The organism is Candidatus Avelusimicrobium luingense, assembly GCF_902757105.1.
Taxonomy (GTDB): domain Bacteria; phylum Elusimicrobiota; class Elusimicrobia; order Elusimicrobiales; family Elusimicrobiaceae; genus Avelusimicrobium; species Avelusimicrobium luingense.
The window spans coordinates 57,931-73,945 of the sequence record NZ_CACVTK010000006.1 but is presented as its reverse complement, the minus strand read 5'-3'; the positions used below and the strand labels follow the sequence as shown (position 1 = coordinate 73,945).

General features: G+C 44.7%; 14 protein-coding genes. 11 read left to right on the top strand and 3 right to left on the bottom strand.

Going from position 1 to position 16,015, the window contains the following annotated elements:
• The 5 genes from ACQY3H_RS06280 (at nucleotide 1) to ACQY3H_RS06260 (ending at nucleotide 4,349) form a co-directional block, all read left to right on the top strand.
• Nucleotides 1-570, top strand: coding sequence for a PqiC family protein (locus tag ACQY3H_RS06280; RefSeq protein ID WP_428075726.1), 570 nt, complete (start codon nucleotides 1-3; stop codon nucleotides 568-570).
• 115 nt (nucleotides 571-685) lie between these two features.
• Nucleotides 686-1,174 (top strand): N-acetyltransferase family protein, encoded by a 489-nt coding sequence (locus ACQY3H_RS06275; RefSeq protein WP_428075725.1) that lies wholly within the window; start codon nucleotides 686-688, stop codon nucleotides 1,172-1,174.
• Between the two features lie 67 nt (nucleotides 1,175-1,241).
• Entirely contained in the window at nucleotides 1,242-1,919 is a 678-nt protein-coding gene (locus tag ACQY3H_RS06270; protein WP_428075724.1) for an SDR family NAD(P)-dependent oxidoreductase, read from the top strand.
• A complete protein-coding gene (locus tag ACQY3H_RS06265; RefSeq protein WP_428075723.1) occupies nucleotides 1,916-3,064 on the top strand; it encodes a 3-dehydroquinate synthase in 1,149 nt (382 codons plus the stop codon). Before ACQY3H_RS06270 ends, ACQY3H_RS06265 begins: the two co-directional genes overlap by 4 nt.
• Nucleotides 3,054-4,349: a sedoheptulokinase gene (locus ACQY3H_RS06260; protein ID WP_428075722.1), complete on the top strand. Its 1,296-nt coding sequence runs from the start codon at nucleotides 3,054-3,056 to the stop codon at nucleotides 4,347-4,349. The genes ACQY3H_RS06265 and ACQY3H_RS06260 overlap by 11 nt, the downstream gene beginning before the upstream one ends.
• A 29-nt stretch (nucleotides 4,350-4,378) precedes the next feature.
• On the opposite strand, the gene ACQY3H_RS06255 is transcribed toward ACQY3H_RS06260, so the two are convergent.
• Entirely contained in the window at nucleotides 4,379-4,975 is a 597-nt protein-coding gene (locus tag ACQY3H_RS06255) for an alpha/beta hydrolase (protein ID WP_428075721.1), read from the bottom strand.
• Between the two features lie 235 nt (nucleotides 4,976-5,210).
• Here ACQY3H_RS06255 and ACQY3H_RS06250 point away from each other — a divergent pair, with 235 nt between their 5' ends.
• The 4 genes from ACQY3H_RS06250 to ACQY3H_RS06235 all read left to right on the top strand — a co-directional run bounded on the left by ACQY3H_RS06250 (nucleotide 5,211) and on the right by ACQY3H_RS06235 (nucleotide 8,316).
• Nucleotides 5,211-6,662 carry a carbon starvation CstA family protein gene (locus ACQY3H_RS06250; RefSeq protein WP_428075720.1) on the top strand — a complete coding sequence of 484 codons (1,452 nt, stop codon included), beginning with the start codon at nucleotides 5,211-5,213 and terminating at the stop codon, nucleotides 6,660-6,662.
• 174 nt (nucleotides 6,663-6,836) lie between these two features.
• Nucleotides 6,837-7,334 (top strand): flavodoxin, encoded by a 498-nt coding sequence (locus tag ACQY3H_RS06245; protein ID WP_428075863.1) that lies wholly within the window; start codon nucleotides 6,837-6,839, stop codon nucleotides 7,332-7,334.
• A 12-nt stretch (nucleotides 7,335-7,346) separates the two neighbouring features.
• A complete protein-coding gene (locus tag ACQY3H_RS06240) occupies nucleotides 7,347-7,763 on the top strand; it encodes an acyl-CoA thioesterase (protein ID WP_428075719.1) in 417 nt (138 codons plus the stop codon).
• Between the two features lies 1 nt (nucleotide 7,764).
• Entirely contained in the window at nucleotides 7,765-8,316 is a 552-nt protein-coding gene (locus tag ACQY3H_RS06235) for a flavin reductase family protein (RefSeq protein WP_428075718.1), read from the top strand.
• 95 nt (nucleotides 8,317-8,411) lie between these two features.
• Here ACQY3H_RS06235 and ACQY3H_RS06230 read toward each other — a convergent pair whose 3' ends face one another.
• Complete coding sequence (locus ACQY3H_RS06230; RefSeq protein WP_428075717.1) at nucleotides 8,412-9,089, bottom strand: MIP family channel protein; 678 nt, start codon at nucleotides 9,087-9,089, stop codon at nucleotides 8,412-8,414.
• Between the two features lie 150 nt (nucleotides 9,090-9,239).
• Nucleotides 9,240-9,380 carry a hypothetical protein gene (locus ACQY3H_RS06225; RefSeq protein ID WP_428075716.1) on the bottom strand — a complete coding sequence of 47 codons (141 nt, stop codon included), beginning with the start codon at nucleotides 9,378-9,380 and terminating at the stop codon, nucleotides 9,240-9,242.
• A gap of 15 nt (nucleotides 9,381-9,395) precedes the next feature.
• Here ACQY3H_RS06225 and ACQY3H_RS06220 point away from each other — a divergent pair, with 15 nt between their 5' ends.
• Complete coding sequence (locus ACQY3H_RS06220) at nucleotides 9,396-9,695, top strand: alanine:cation symporter family protein (protein WP_428075715.1); 300 nt, start codon at nucleotides 9,396-9,398, stop codon at nucleotides 9,693-9,695.
• 250 nt (nucleotides 9,696-9,945) lie between these two features.
• Nucleotides 9,946-15,987 carry a beta strand repeat-containing protein gene (locus ACQY3H_RS06215; protein WP_428075714.1) on the top strand — a complete coding sequence of 2,014 codons (6,042 nt, stop codon included), beginning with the start codon at nucleotides 9,946-9,948 and terminating at the stop codon, nucleotides 15,985-15,987.
• Nucleotides 15,988-16,015 lie beyond the last annotated feature (28 nt).

The following is a 16,015-nucleotide window of genomic DNA, read 5'->3' as shown; positions in this document are numbered from 1 at the left end:
ATGCGAATCGTAAAAATCATTATTCCTTGTTTATTGCTTAATGCCTGTATATTCGGAACAAGTAAAAATGCCGAATTTTATACACTGACCCCTACCGACACCCCGGCGCTTTCTGCCGATTATGTAACTTTTGTGGGGGTGAATCGGGTGCAACTTCCCAAATATGTAGAGCGCCCGCAAATCGTAGTACAGCGCAAAAATTCTACTCAAGTTAACATATCCGAATATCACCGGTGGGTGGAATCTCTTTCCATTTTGGCAACCCGGGTATTAACGGAAGATTTAAGTGTGCTTCTTCCGTCTGCGCAAATTAAACAAAACCGATACAAAGGGGAAGAATTTGACCGAACTGTTACGGTAGAAATTGTTAATATGGATGCTGTTCTGGGCGAAAAGGCGGAAATTACGGCTTGGTATGTGGTAAAAGATAAGGCCGATAAGGTACAAATTCGTAATAAGTTCAAACGGGACGTTCCGGTTGGCAAAACGTATGACGAATTAGTGCAGGGTTATAGCCAATTATTAGCCGAACTCAGTCAAGAAATTGCCCAACGGCTGATTCAAAAATAACGCGGAACAGTTTTTTTCAAATAAGATCTTGCCGGGTTGGCAGTCCGTCTCCGACGACTCGCGTAAATGGGGCCTTTGCCGCCGGCGGGGGATATGCTACCATCAAAAAGGTTTTATGCAAATACGGAAAACAACCCTTGTTGATTTGCCGCGCTTATTGGAAATATATCAATCGGCGCGGGCCTTTATGGTCGCAAGCGGTAACCCATTCCAATGGCGTGATTCTTGGCCGCCGTCCTCCCTCGTAAAACAAGATATAGTCACCGGACACAGTTATGTTTGCGAACATAACGGGCGTATTGTGGGAACTTTCTTTTTTAATCAAGGCAAAGATATAGAGCCAACGTATGCTGTAATATCAGACGGAAAATGGCAAAATGATAGCCCGTACGGTGTGATCCATCGTATAGCGGGGGATGGCTCCGTAAAAGGGATAGGCGCGTTCTGTATTGATTGGTGTTATCAACGGTGTAAACACTTGCGCATGGATACTCATCCCGATAACCGAATCATGCAAAATTTACTGTTAAAATTGGGATTTGTGCGTTGTGGTATCATCCATGTGGTTCAGGATACTATGCCTCGCATCGCTTTTGAAAAATAACACTTACTACTAGGATTTGTATGACTTTAATTGCTAAAATAAAGGTGAGTAACACTGGGAGGATACTATGAAAACTTTATTCCTGTTAGGCGGTGGCGGGGCTATCGGCAGTGCTATAAAAGCGCTTTTTATTCAACAAGGGTACACGGTCTTGGCTCCGCGTAGCCGGGAATTGGATCTATCTGATTCGCAAGCCATAGTTTCTTATATGGAGAAATTTACCTCACCGGTGGACGCCCTGATTTTTTGTGCGGGACATAACGATCCGGCTCCGATCGGGCAACTGACCAACCAAGAAATCCAAAAAACTTATCAAATTAATACGGCCAGTTTTGCTACTTTAGTGGCGCATTTACGCAAACAATTTGAACAGCAAAAGAAAGGATATATTTTGGGTATATCTTCTTTGTATGGTTCTATCAGCCGCGAAGGGCGGGCCGCGTATGCGATGTCTAAACATGCTATGAACGGGCTGATTCAAACGTTGGCGTTGGAACTGGGCCCGCACGGTATTTTGTGCAACACGCTGTCCCCGGGGTTTGTCATGACGCCCATGACGCAAAAGAATAATACTGCGCAAATGATAGAAACATTGGCTCGTCAAATTCCGCTTGGGCATTTAGCAGCGCCGGAAGATATCGCGCGCGTAGCCTATTTTTTATGTAGTGAGCAAAACCAATATATTACCGGCCAAGATATTGTGGTGGACGGCGGATTTATGGCGGGAGGCTTCCAGCATGTATGAGTACCTATCAATTTACCGTAGAAAACGAAGCATTTTCTTTTGATTCCGCTTTTTTGGAAAGCGATTCCTTTGTCGTCCGCTCTGTTCCCCGGGATTACCGGGTTTTGTTGCCCCAAACAGATCATCCCGCTGAACTTATCCAACGGATGATGGACGAAAATCCGAAAAATCTGTTACTGATTGACCAAAATGTATGGAACTTGTATCTTGCCGATTCGCACATAGACGAAAAACGCGTCATGTTCGTGCAGGCCAATGAAGAATTCAAAACGTTGCATAACGGAGTGGAACAAGCGCTCGGTTTTTTGGAAAAAAACGGATTTGGTAAAGGGGAAACTCTTGTTGTCGTCGGTGGCGGGGTAACCGAAGATATCGGGGCTTTTGTGGGGGCCGTATATAAACGCGGAATTGCATGGCGGTTTTTTCCGACGACATTGCTTTCCATGTGTGATTCATGCATCGGCGGGAAAACCGGTATCAATTATCACAAAGCAAAAAATCAGTTGGCCCTTTTTTCGGCCCCACGCGAAGTGATTATTTGTCCGGCCTTTTTGCGTACGTTGCATGCGCGGGAAATCAAATCCGGCTTGGGGGAAATTCTAAAACTTTTTATTACAGGCGGACCGGAATTGTTAGCCCGCTTTTCCAAATATGTATCTGCCGACGGGGAAGTCAATAATTTTGAGTCTTTCCGGTATTTAATTTTAGGGGCTCTTGGCGTAAAAAAACAAATTGTGGAAAAAGATGAATTTGAACTTAATCTGCGCAAAAGCCTGAATTACGGGCATACGCTAGGGCATGCTATTGAAGTTTTATCGGACTACGCGATTCCGCATGGGCAGGCCGTTACGATGGGGGTGCTTGTCGTCAACGAAATGAGCCGCCGCCGCGGGTTGCTTTCCCAACAAGATTGTGACGCTATCCGCCGTTTGGCACGGAATTTATTTCAAACGGCCCGGCTGTCAAAAAACATTGTCAACGAGTTGCCTTCGTTGTTACTTAAAGATAAAAAGAGTATTGGCAATGCCGTTAATTTTGTATTTATTAAAAAACCGGGAGAAACGGTATTTGTCAAATTGGACGTAAATGAGACGTTGATCCAAGAATTGCTAACTTGTATGCACGGAGAATTTGATGTCATATAGTTTGCTATTGGATTTTGGCGCCACGCGCATTAAATCGGCCTTGGTAGATGATACTACCGGACAGATACAAAACGTGCAAAGCCGTCCGTGCACTCCTGCCGTTTGCCACGATACCCATTTTGAAATTCCTTTGGCGGGACTCTGGCGCGATTTTTCGGAAATATGCAAATTATACGCTTCGCAGGACTTCAAACGGATTTTTGTGTGCAGCCAAATGCACGGATTTGTGTTGTGTGATAAACACCACCAACCGCTTACCGAATATATCAGTTGGCAAGACGAACGCGCCCGGTTGCCCCACAAAGCGGGGCCGAGTTCTTGGGAATTGTTCGCCGGGGCTTTTGGCACCACGTTTAAAGAAAAAACCGGTATGCGCTTACGCAGTTGTTTTCCGGTTGTTAAAATTTTAGATTATTTACGCTTATATCCTACCGATTACATTAAAGTGCTTTCTCTGCCCGAAGCCCTGTTACTTATCGGCCGTCCGGCCGACCGAGTGCATATTACTATGGCCGCAGGAAGCGGGATGATCGGTTTTTCGTCAGCACAACCCGATGAAGATATGTGTGCTTTTTTGCGTCGGGAAGGTAAAGTGACCGATATTGTATTTAATACCGTTTCCACGCAAACCGTTCCCGCCGGAACAGTGACCATCAACCACCGGGATATTCCCGTATATACGGCTATCGGCGATCATCAATGTGCCGTTTTCGGTGCGGGAAATACGTTGGAAACGTTATCTTTCAATATCGGTACGGGCTCACAGGTATCTGCCATTTGCACGCAAGCACCCAACACCTCGGATACCGAGCGCCGACACTTTATAAACGGGCTTGAATTGCAAACCATTACCCATATCCCGGCAGGACGGGTTTTGACCGCTTTGATAGACTTTTATCATACATTAACCGGTAAAGACGGGTGGAAATGTTTTACGGAAGTTCCGTTGGAGAAAATTCAACAAGCATCAGGGCGGTTTAATTTGGGCTTTTTTCAAGATGCTTGGAATTATACGAACGGCGGCGGTATAACCGGATTGTCGTTGACTGATTTGAAGGAGCCTGTCTTGTGGGCCGAATTATTCCGATCTTTTGCCCAACAATATATTCAGGCGGCCGATTGCTTTGCTCCTCGCAGAAAACAATTGCTTTTAAGCGGCGGCAAATTAGCCAAACTTCCCGCGTTGGCTAAATTCTTTGAGCAAGAATTGGCTATGTCGGTATGCTTATCTGCCGAAACAGACGAAACCTTGGTTGGCCTTGCCAAATTAGCACAAGAAATATAAAGTTGTAAAAAATTGAAAATCAATTTGTTTCACACGTATTGTTTGAGCCAATGTTCCAAAAAAACCATTTGCTCGTCGGTGTGAAACCAATGCTCTCCGTTTTTCATAATCGTAAGCGAAGCGCGGATACGATGCGCAAAAGCAGCAATTGTTTCTAAAGGTATCAGGGTATCTTTCTCACCGTACAAAATATGCGTAGGCGCGCGCCAAATAAGCGGATGTGATTTTACATACGAAAGATATTTCCAAGACAGCGTTTCCCCAAAAGCAGTCGGAATTTCTTGTTTCTTTTCCAATTCTTCCGGCGTAATTTGTGCGGCACTCATCATACGGGAAATCAGTCCTTCCATATCTACTATCGGCGAAATGAAAAAGGCCTGCTCGATTTTTTCCGCTCCCAGCGCGTTCATGGCAAAGTACGCTCCGATACTGTTTGCTATCATGCTGATGCTTGCGTATTTCCGTGCCAAAGAATGATAATATGACAGCAATTCGTCTTTCGTTTCCCACGGGGTAGTGGCGTGATAATCTAAACCGACGACGTGATAATTTGGTAAGAGCGATTTGTAATATGCGGCTTCATCGGCGTTTCCGCCTTTTCCGTGGATATATAATAATGCTTTCATATTTTTATTGTAGAAAATTTGAATCTTCGGCGGCGTTGGTGTAGGTAATATAGTAAAATGAAAATAAGGAGTATCAAATGCCGTCTAGCAAAAACTACTCAGATTTTATCTTGCAGCCACTTTCCGCGCAGTACGAAGAACTGCCTAAAAAGAGATAACTGTGCTAAGAGAGATAAATCTTAAAAAATTCTTTCGGACAATTTTTGCAAACACGGTAACATGAGAGCAATCACTTATGATTAGTTTTTTTACTTGTTTAGGACTTTTGATCCTTTCTTATTTCACGTATGCCAAATATGTGGAACGCGTTTTCGGTCCATCTATGGACCAAACGCCAGCCATCCGGTTTGCTAACGGAGTGGATTATGTACCTATGCCGTTGTGGCGTATGGTGCTTGTGCAACTGCTAAACATTGCCGGGCTCGGCCCTGTGTTTGGGGCCATCGCCGGTGCGTTGTGGGGACCTTGTGTGTTTTTATGGATTACGCTGGGAACCATTTTCGCCGGGGCCGTACATGATTTCGCGTGCGGATTTTTATCCATTCGTAACGACGGAAAATCGGTTTCCGAAGTGACGGGTATTTATTTAGGGCCGCGTATCAATATGTTTATGCGTATTTTCAGCGTAATTTTGCTGGTGATGGTAGGAACTGTGTTTGCGGTAGGGCCCGCTAATTTACTCGTATTTTTATTTAAGGGGCACGCGGCACAAGGCAGCCTGCTGGTAAACGCATATTTTTGGCTCGCACTTATTTTTCTGTATTATTTCTTTGCTACTTTCCTTCCGGTTGATAAAATTATCGGGCGGATTTATCCGTTATTCGGTATTTGTTTGATACTGATGGCGCTTGGCGTTACGGGGGGGATGTTTGCGCAAGGATATCAAATCCCCGAGATTACATTACAAAATCTACATCCCACGCATTTGCCTATTTGGCCGCTTATGTTTGTAACGGTAGCGTGCGGGGCTATATCGGGTTTCCACGCCACGCAATCGCCCTTAATGGCGCGGTGTGTTACGAGTGAATATCAATCCCGTCAGGTGTTTTACGGAGCGATGGTTTTAGAAGGCGTTATTGCGTTGATTTGGGCGGCGGCCGGTTGTGCCGTTTATGAGCGCACCGGCGGTCTGATGACGGGCTTGCAAGAAATGTTGCAACATAGCGGGCAAGCAGGCGTCGTGTATGATATTTGCTTAAAAACAATCGGGCCTTTGAAATGGGGTACTATTTCTTTTGGACTTTTATTTGTAATGATTGGGGTAATCGTATGCCCGATTACGTCGGGAGATACGGCGTTTCGCGCATCGCGGTTGGTGCTTGCCGATTGGTTTAAGGTAGATCAAAAACCTTTCTTAAAACGCTTGTATTTGAGCCTTCCGTTACTTTTAGCAGGTGTAATTATCAGCCAACTTCCTTATGATATTATTTGGCGTTATTTCAGTTGGTCTAACCAGACGCTGGCGATGATTGTCCTGTGGGCCGCTACATTCTATCTGTATGGCAAAAAGCGCAATTATTTTATTGCGTTAATTCCGGCTATGTTTATGACAACGGTAAGTATAACTTATTTCTTAATCGCGCCGGAGTGTTTGCATTTGCCTGCAACAATTGCGTGGCCGTTGGGGTTTGTGCTGATGGTAATGCTATCTTCTTATATGATAGCCAAAATGAAAAAGGGTAAATAATCATTCTAAACAGTCAATCAAAAACCGCTCCCTATGGAGCGGTTTTTTACACAAGCAGCCTACTAACTGCTACAATGTCCGTATGGAGGATTTATGAAAAAATTACTTTTAGTTTTAGTAACCGCCGTATTTTTTGCGACCTGTGATTCTAATACACATACCAAAGGAATAGAAATGCAATCAACGATACAAGATCAAAAAGTATTAGTGGCTTATTTTTCGGCTACCGGAACGACTAAACAAGTAGCCGAAAATTTAGCAAAAGTTACCGGTGCTGATATTTACGAAATCAAACCCTCGGTGCCCTATACGGATGCGGACTTGGATTGGCGAAACAGTAAATCCCGCACGTCTGTGGAAATGAATAACAAAACTTCCCGCCCGGAAATGTTGGGCGATGACTTTTCCGTTGAGGGGTATGATACGGTGTTTCTCGGCTTTCCGATTTGGTGGGGGACGGCTCCGCATATCATAGCCACCTTCTTGGAAAAACAAGACTTCTCTAATAAAACGATTATCCTTTTTGCTACGTCCGGCAGTAGCGGTCTGGGTAATTCCGATAAAGATTTGAAACCGAGTGTAAGTACCAACACTACAATTATCAAAGGGAATGTACTAAACGGTAATCCGTCGGTAGAAGAATTACAAGCGTGGATAGAAACCTTAAAATAGTACGAGGATAATATGTTCTCTTACGTTAAAAAAGCACAATACCACGAAACGGATCAAATGGGTATCATCCACCACGCTAATTATGTGAAATGGATGGAAGAAGCCCGCTTGGCATATTTGGAAGAATTGGGCCTGGGATATCAACAAGTAGAAAACGAACAGGTCTTTTCTCCGGTGGTCAGTATAGCGGTGCAATACAAGGCTCCTGTACGCTTTGCCGACGAAGTGAAAATTAACGTATCCGTGAAAGAATATACTTCTGTAAAGTTGGTGCTTGCTTACGAGTTTTTCAATAAGACAACCCATCAACTTTGCTCTACGGCCTCTTCCGGGCATTGTTTTATCAAGAACGGCAAAATTATTTCATTAAAAAGAGAAATGCCCGCCTTGCACGAAAAAATTTCCGCACTTGTGCCCGGTAAGGAATAATATGCGAAAAGGAAAATTAGAAAAAGCGTTCACGTACTTGGAGTCCGGTGCGGTCTTGCTTGTTACCACGCATGACGGCAAACAAGATAATGTGATGACGATTTCGTGGCAAATGGTATTAGATTTTACACCGAGAATTGCCATTTGCACAGGCAGTTGGAACGAATCTTTTAAGACAATTCTTCGCACTAAACAATGTACGCTATGCGTGCCCGCCGTGGATATGTTAGATACTGCCGTCGGTATTGGTACGGTACACGCTTGCGAATGTGATAAATTCAAACATTTCAAACTTAAAAAGCAGAAAGCCGCTAAGGTAAAATCCCCACTGCTTGCGGACTGTTTAGCCGCCGTAGAATGTAAAGTGATAGATTACGTAGAAAAACATGGCATACTTGTTTTGGACGGTGTGCAACTATGGGAAAACCCGCGTAAAAAAGAGCGCCGCGTCATCCATGCTAACGGGGACGGTACTTTCTTTGCAGACGGCGAATTTTATAATCGCAGAAAAGAAATGAAAAACCGCTTGCCTCAAGGCGCGGAACGACTGTAATTTTTGAGGATAAGGCTCGCCTTGAGACTTGAAAAGATATTTGTGCAAAATAAAACCCCCGCTCATAAGCGGGGGTTTTGCTTACTTAAACCGGTTTATTTGGCTTTGTTAAATCCTTTCCAGATTAACGCCGCCAACGCAGCCCCGATAAACGGGCCAACCACAAATACCCACAATTGGCACAGGGCTTGTCCGCCCAATACCAAGGCGGGCCCAAAACTGCGGGCCGGGTTGACGGAAGTGCCGGTCAGCGGGATACCCATAATGTGCACAAAGGTCAACGTCAAACCGATAACCAATCCGGCAATAGCGGCGGTTTTTTCACTAGAGGTTACGCCTAAAATGGTCAGCACAAAGATACAAGTTAAAATAACTTCCACGATTAACGCGCCGCACGCACTTAAACCGACTGCCGAGGCAGTACCGTAGCCGTTAGCACCTAAACCGGTTACACTAATACCACCCAAGTTGGTCATGTTGATAATGGCGGCTAATACCAAGGCGGCTAACAAAGCACCCACACATTGCGCGAGAACATAACCCCAAAAATCTTTGGCGGTCATTTTTCCGCTCATCCATACCCCTAGCGAAACAGCCGGGTTGATATGGCAACCGGAAATATCGCCAATGGCATAAGCCATCGCCACGATAGACAACCCAAACGCAAAGGCAATTCCTAAGGTGCCCAGCGTTGCACCCGCAATGGCCGCAGAACCGCAACCAAAGAGAGTCAAAACAAACGTACCTAATAATTCGGCAGTATATTTTTTCATAGATTCTCCTAGTATTTGCGCGCTATAAAAGCCGCATCACTCATTACTACTCTTATATTGTATCAATTTAATACGGGTACGTACTGCAACAAATTAGTTGCGTATCGGTTTTTGATGGGGGATAGAAGGTTTGAAATAGCGAGAGAGCCCTTAAAATATGACTTCTATATAGGCCGAATCAATATCTTTCTTGGTAATATGGGTGCCGATGATTGTGTTATCGACCGTAGCCACAACCGGGTTGTTGGCTATATTATTTACAATATTATCTACACAAATCTGGTGCAACATGCTTTCGGCAGTATTATGGGCACGGAGACTGGGGCGATATTTGTGGCGATTTGTCTTTGCTTTTTTGCATTTTCTTCTATTCTTTGTTGGAATTTCTTCGGCAAGATAAATACCCTTTATTTATTCAGAAAAAGAAATACTAAAAAAGCCGTTTTGGTGTACACGTTAATTTCGCTTTGTTTTGTGATGTTGGGCTCGCTGGTATCCAGTGATTTTGTTTGGGAATTGACCGATATGTTTAATAATCTCATGGTTATTCCGAACGTGCTTGCCTTGTTTTCCTTAACCCATATGGTAATCGGTAAGGCTAAATAAACACGCTGCGCCTGTTGAGAAATTCTCACTAATAAGATTTTTCCAAATAATCATTTTTTTATCGATAGATTGACGAGAAATATGATATAATATATAAGTAAATTTTAAGTAGGGATGTAAATTCGTCACAAAAAATATGAAGCGAGATTTTCAAAAAAAATTTAAAAAAATATTAATTGTAATAATAACTATACAAACGTTCTGCCTTTCCGGTGTAAATAGCCTGTGGGGGGCAGAATATGCTTCGCTTTTGGACGCAATAAAAGCAACAGATACGCCGAGAACATACACGCTTGATGCCAACGAAACATCCTCAACTGTCTTGGGAGATATTGGGGGAACGAATTCTGTTCTCACTATCGATGGTGGAACCGGACACTATGGAATACATAATACTTCAACAGCCAACGAAGTAAGAATTTTTGTAGACAATCCCCAAACTCTTAACTTGCAAAATCTCGGCACTTATACTACAACCACCTCAAGTTCTATCGTCGATGGGATGGATATTATTACCAGCGTTGCGGTAGGAAATTCCGTGGACAATTTTGGCAAAACAACTGACAGAGCCGGATTTATCAGATCAGCGGGGACTACATCCGTTACTGATTCTGTCTTTTTTAATAACCGCGGTCAATACGGCGTATTACAAAACAGAGAAGAAGGGACCATGTCTATCACCGGTTCTGTTTTTGTCGCGAACAATTCGCCGCAAGGTACAGTTCATAACGATAGCACAAATAAAATAACTCAAATATTAAATTCTATATTTTATAATAATATAGCCACCGCTCCGGCTTCCGGCTCAGTCGAAGTGAAGAATCGCGGTGGCAGTGCTATTTATAATAAAATCACCACAACGATAGACCTTATTTCCGGTTCTCAGTTTATCGGTAACAATACAGTTTCTACAGCTAGCGGTCAGCAAACGGGAACAATATATAACGGTGGAACGATCGGCACCATATTAAATTCTATATTTTATAACAATAATAACCAAAGCGGATCTGCCCTAAATAACATAAGCGGCGGCACCGTAAACACCATTTCTGGTTCAACCTTTGTCCAAAATACTACCGATACATCCGGTGCGGCCATCATCAATGCAAGCGGTTCAAGCATAGGGGCAATAACAGATTCCCTTTTTACTGCTAATACAGCCACAGGTAACGGCGGTGCTATTTATAACGAGGGTACGATTACAGATTTAGCGGGTACTTATACCGCTAACAGCGCTACGGGTAACGGCGGTGCCTTATATAATAACGGTGTAATCACCAATGCCATTAGTGCGACGTTCGGCGGTGATAATGCAGCCGACGGTAACGTTGCCGATTTAGGTGGTGCTATTTATAACGCCGCTGGGCAAACCGTATCCATAGATTCCGCTTCCATATTTAAGAACAACACGGCTACAACCGACGGCGGTGCTATTTATAACGCCGGAACGATTGCCGATTTAGCGGGTACGTATGCTACTAACAGCGCTACGGGTAACGGTGGTGCAATAAACAATACAGGAACAATCACTACATTTGCCGGTACTTATACCGCTAACAGCGCTACGGGTAACGGTGGCGCCTTATATAATAACGGTACGATTACTAATGCCATAAGTGCTACTTTCGGCGGAGATAATGCGTCTGACGGTAACATGGCCGATTATGGGGGGGCTATTTATAACACCGCGGGGCAAACCGTATCCGTAGACACCGCTTCAACATTTAAAAATAACGGTGCAACAACCGACGGCGGTGCTATTTATAACGCCGGAACGATTACAGATTTAGCAGGTACATATACTTCCAATAGCGCTGCGGGCAACGGCGGTGCGATAAACAACGTCGGCACGATTACCGCATTGGCGGGTACGTATACTTCTAACAATGCGGCAAACGGCGGCGCTATCTATAATACCGGAACCATCAGCGACTTATCAGGCACCTATACTTCCAACAGTGCTACAACCGCCGGGGGCGCTATTTACAATACAGGCACCGTAACTATTACCTCATCCAATGGCGCAGACACCGTATTTAGCGGCAACCAAGCCAACAGCGTTTCAAATGCATTGTACAACAGCGGAACCGTTAATATGAACGCCGGGGCGAATAGTTCTATTACATTTGACGATAAAATCACCGGATCAAACGGCGCGATTGTGTTGGGTGGTGCGGGCATTGTGGAGTTTAATGATACCGTGGCCGGCAATAGCGTGGCGTTAAACTCGGGCACGTTAAAACTGGGTGCGACTAATAGTGTAGAAGACGCGACGAATTTTACGGCTAGCGGCGGATTGTTAGATTTACGCAACAGCGCGACAGAAACCTATCAATTAGGGCAAAGCACCACCATAAACGGTACGGTAGATTTGGCGATAGATGTTAATTTAGCGGGGGCCACCCCGGTAGCGGATATCATCAGCGCAGCCGGAGCCGTTAGCGGAACAGGCAGTTTTGTATTTTCATCGGCAAATATCAACCTGATGAATGATGCCGATACTCAAATACCTTTATGGGTTCAAGTGACCGATGAATATTTACGCAATAATGCGGGGTTAGGAAGCAATGCAAATATAACGATAACGGGCACGGAAAGTTATCTTGTTACGTATGAAACATCCCACGAAAGTGTAAATGCGGGTTTCTTGAAGTTTGAATATGACTCCTTGGCAAATGCCATTGCCTCTACGGTAACGGAAAAAGCCTATACGCTGGGTAATAATGCGGCGTTGGCAAGTACCCCGGCATTAGGCGGTACCAATTTAACCGTAAACGGAAACACAAATGGATATTCTATCACCGGCGATACCGGTGCGGGGATCTCGGTCGGAAGCGGCCAAACCTTGTCCTTAAACGACATAGGGGTAGATAGTTCCGGCAATGTGACCGGAGCCGGATTGAATAATTTTTCCACCGCGCTGACCAATGCCACGGGCGGAACAATCAATCTCTATAACACGAAGTTAAGCGGTAATACGACGGATATTGATAACGATGGCACCGTCAATATGTCCGGTACGGTTATATTGGATAATGCCCAAGGAACAGGTACCGTAAATATCACGAAAGATACCGCCGGAAATGCGTCTTCTGTAACGGTAAACAATAGTTTAGAACAAGATAATATTACCGTAGCAAGCGAAAATACTTTAACGAACAATAATGCCACCATTACCGCCAATACGAACTTAACTAACGCGGGAACCATAACGGGTACCGGAACGAGTTCCTTGGTGATAAACGGTGATTCTTCCAACACAGGGACTATCGAGCAAGGAATTATTACCACAGCCGCCTCGGTTACGTTGACTAATAGCGGAACAGTTACTGTAAACGGTACCTTGAATAATAACGGCTCTATTGTCGGAGATTCGGGCACGTTAAACATCAATGCTACCACGAGTAACGCCGGAACGATTTCTCAAGGAACGTTGGCAACTGCTGCAAGCACCACGTTGACTAATACGGGTGATATCACGGTAAAGACCACGCTCACCAATAACGGCACCATTGATAATAGCAACACGTTGACGTTAGCCGGCACCGGTATGACTAATGCCGGCACTATAAGCAATACGGCCGGAACGACCAACATCACCGGCACCTTAACCAATAGCGGTACCATTTCTCAAAAAGAAGTAAGCGTATCCGCCGGCGGTGCTTTGACGTCTGATGCAAGTACGCTTACGGCAACGGACGGAATTACCAACAACGGTACCTTGAATTTAACCGGCGGGAATATCTCCAGTGACATATTGAGTAGCGGCGGAACGACCAATATCACCGGTAATGTAACCAACAGTGCCGATCATACCATTGCTAACGCGGTGGATGTAAAAAACGGGGCTACATTAAATACGAATGCGACTGCCTTGACGAATGCCACCAATAACGATGGCACATTGGAATTAACGGGTGGTACTTTGGCAGCAAACATTTTGGGATCCGGTTCGTTAACCGTTACGAACAGTGTTCAAAATTCAGCCAATATAACACAAGGTTCCTTAACGGTTAATAGCGGCCAAACGTTAACCAATAACGGCAGCACTACTATTACCGCTGCGGCCGGATTTCAAAACAACGGAACCGTGGCAAATAACGGTACGATTTCGGTAGCCGGTGGTAATAATACAGGCTCCATTACCGGAAGCGGAGCGTTTACTAATAGTGGTAATTTTACCAATAGCAATACTATCACCCAAAATACGATTACCAATACCGGCACCATCACTACCAATTCAGAGAATTTGGTAGCGACGAGCGGTATTACTAATAACGGATCCTTGGTGTATAATGCCGGAAGTCAAACTGTCAGTGATATTACGGGTGATGGCAGTGCCGGCTCTCGTGTAGCATTAACAACCAATGCACCGTTCACCATTGATAATACGATTACAAACACGTATGTTGACTTGTATAATTCAACCGTGAGATTCGGTAGTAACGGTGATATTTCGGGCGCTACGGCGTTCAATGTCAACGGCGGCGGAATGGATATGATTGACGGAAGTATTACTTCTACCAACCTCGGAACGGTCAACTTGAATGCTCTGTCCAATATCGGTATTGATTTAGATTTAAGTACCTTAACTTCCGATTCTTTTAGTGCAACGGTTACTAATAATGGCGGTATCTTTAATGTAAATCAGGTCAATGTGTTTGGCACTACCACTCAAGACAACATCAACATCCATTTGGGTGATATGACACAATTAGGTCAAGCCAATGTGACTTCCGAAACGTTTGAATTACCGTCTATTATGACACCTATTCGCAGAATTTACGGACGCATCGCAAACGGTTGGTTAACCTACTCGGGCGGATCCGGAACGGATGTATCTGATTTTAACCCGGCTGTATTGGCTACGCCGGTGATTTCACAGGCCGGCATGCAGACCATCATGGCTAATACTTTCCAACATGCTTACGAACATGCGGATTGGTACACCAAATTCCCGGCGGATGAAAGATTCTCTATGTCTGATGAAACTTCCCATGCGGTGGCACAGGGAGAAAACTATGGCAAAAGGATTTTGACCGGTCAAGATAAAGATAAATTGGCGATATGGTTTAAATCGTATGCGGCTTTTGAAGATGTCCCGCTACGCAAAGGGCCGAAAGCCGATGTCAAATCGTATGGGTCTTTGGTGGGAATTGATTCTACTTTCCAAGATTGGGGCCGCGATTGGTATGGAATTACCACCGGGTACGTCGGATATAACGGTGCTAATACGGATTATCCGGAAGTTAGTTCCTCTATGGACGGCGGAATGTTCGGCTTGACCCAAACGTTCTACAAAAATAATTTCTGGACAGGTGTTACCGCTAATGTGGGAACCAGTTTTGTGGACACGCGTACCATGTACGGGCGCGAAAATTCCACCTTGTTTGCCACCGGAGTGGGTACTCAAACCGGTTATAATATTGAACTGGGCGACGGCAATTTTATCATTCAGCCTATTTGGTTGATGAATTACAGTATGATTAAGACGTTTGATTATACCAATGCCGCGGGAGTAAAGATTGCTCCTAAACCGTTACATACCGTCCAATTAAATCCCACCTTGAGATTAGTAGGTAATGTAAAGGGTTGGCAACCGTATGCCTCCGTGGGAATGGTCTATAACTTAATGAATAAGACATCTGTGCTTGCTAATGAGGTGGAATTGCCTGAAATGAGCATCAAACCGTATATGCGGTATGATGTGGGTGTGCAAAAAGCATTTAATGACAGATTCTCCGCATTTGTACAAGCCATGGGCTACAACGGTGGCAGAAACGGTATAGATGTGGTCGGCGGTATCCGCTGGGCCTTCGGTAAAGGCGGCCACAATGCCGGGGCTGTACAGATGAACCCTGCCGTTGAAAATGAGACCGTGAGCGAAAATAGGCAAGAACCGCAAGCCGAAGGGCCGGTCGTGGCGATTGGTGAAATGCAGCAAACACCGAAAGATATCCAAGCGCCGGAAACGGTTGAACAGGGGAGTGTTGCCCAACAACAAAATATAAAAACCGAAAAGCCGGTTGTAAATGCGGTGGTCGGTAAAGAGCAGAAAGAAAACCGGACCGAACAACCGATTGCCAAAGAACAGGACATCCATAAAGACCAAAAAGTTGCGAAGGCCGAACAGCCGATTGCCAAAGAACAGGATGTCAATCAAGAACCGTCGGCTTCCCAAGCAGAAGAACCTGCCACCGGGACGAAAAACGGTAGCAATTGGCCGATGGTGCTTGTATGCGGTATGATTTTATTACTCATTATAGTCATGCAACAAAGAAAAGGGAAATAAACATAGCCGCAACGAATCAACGAAATAC

What these genes read in the sequence shown, in the direction of transcription:
- ACQY3H_RS06280 (WP_428075726.1), top strand. Translation starts at nt 1, where the DNA reads ATGCGAATCGTAAAAATCATTATTCCTTGTTTATTGCTTAATGCCTGT.
- ACQY3H_RS06275 (WP_428075725.1), top strand. Translation starts at nt 686, where the DNA reads ATGCAAATACGGAAAACAACCCTTGTTGATTTGCCGCGCTTATTGGAA.
- ACQY3H_RS06270 (WP_428075724.1), top strand. Translation starts at nt 1,242, where the DNA reads ATGAAAACTTTATTCCTGTTAGGCGGTGGCGGGGCTATCGGCAGTGCT.
- ACQY3H_RS06265 (WP_428075723.1), top strand. Translation starts at nt 1,916, where the DNA reads ATGAGTACCTATCAATTTACCGTAGAAAACGAAGCATTTTCTTTTGAT.
- ACQY3H_RS06260 (WP_428075722.1), top strand. Translation starts at nt 3,054, where the DNA reads ATGTCATATAGTTTGCTATTGGATTTTGGCGCCACGCGCATTAAATCG.
- ACQY3H_RS06255 (WP_428075721.1), bottom strand. Translation starts at nt 4,975, where the DNA reads ATGAAAGCATTATTATATATCCACGGAAAAGGCGGAAACGCCGATGAA.
- ACQY3H_RS06250 (WP_428075720.1), top strand. Translation starts at nt 5,211, where the DNA reads ATGATTAGTTTTTTTACTTGTTTAGGACTTTTGATCCTTTCTTATTTC.
- ACQY3H_RS06245 (WP_428075863.1), top strand. Translation starts at nt 6,837, where the DNA reads ATGCAATCAACGATACAAGATCAAAAAGTATTAGTGGCTTATTTTTCG.
- ACQY3H_RS06240 (WP_428075719.1), top strand. Translation starts at nt 7,347, where the DNA reads ATGTTCTCTTACGTTAAAAAAGCACAATACCACGAAACGGATCAAATG.
- ACQY3H_RS06235 (WP_428075718.1), top strand. Translation starts at nt 7,765, where the DNA reads ATGCGAAAAGGAAAATTAGAAAAAGCGTTCACGTACTTGGAGTCCGGT.
- ACQY3H_RS06230 (WP_428075717.1), bottom strand. Translation starts at nt 9,089, where the DNA reads ATGAAAAAATATACTGCCGAATTATTAGGTACGTTTGTTTTGACTCTC.
- ACQY3H_RS06225 (WP_428075716.1), bottom strand. Translation starts at nt 9,380, where the DNA reads ATGTTGCACCAGATTTGTGTAGATAATATTGTAAATAATATAGCCAAC.
- ACQY3H_RS06220 (WP_428075715.1), top strand. Translation starts at nt 9,396, where the DNA reads ATGGGCACGGAGACTGGGGCGATATTTGTGGCGATTTGTCTTTGCTTT.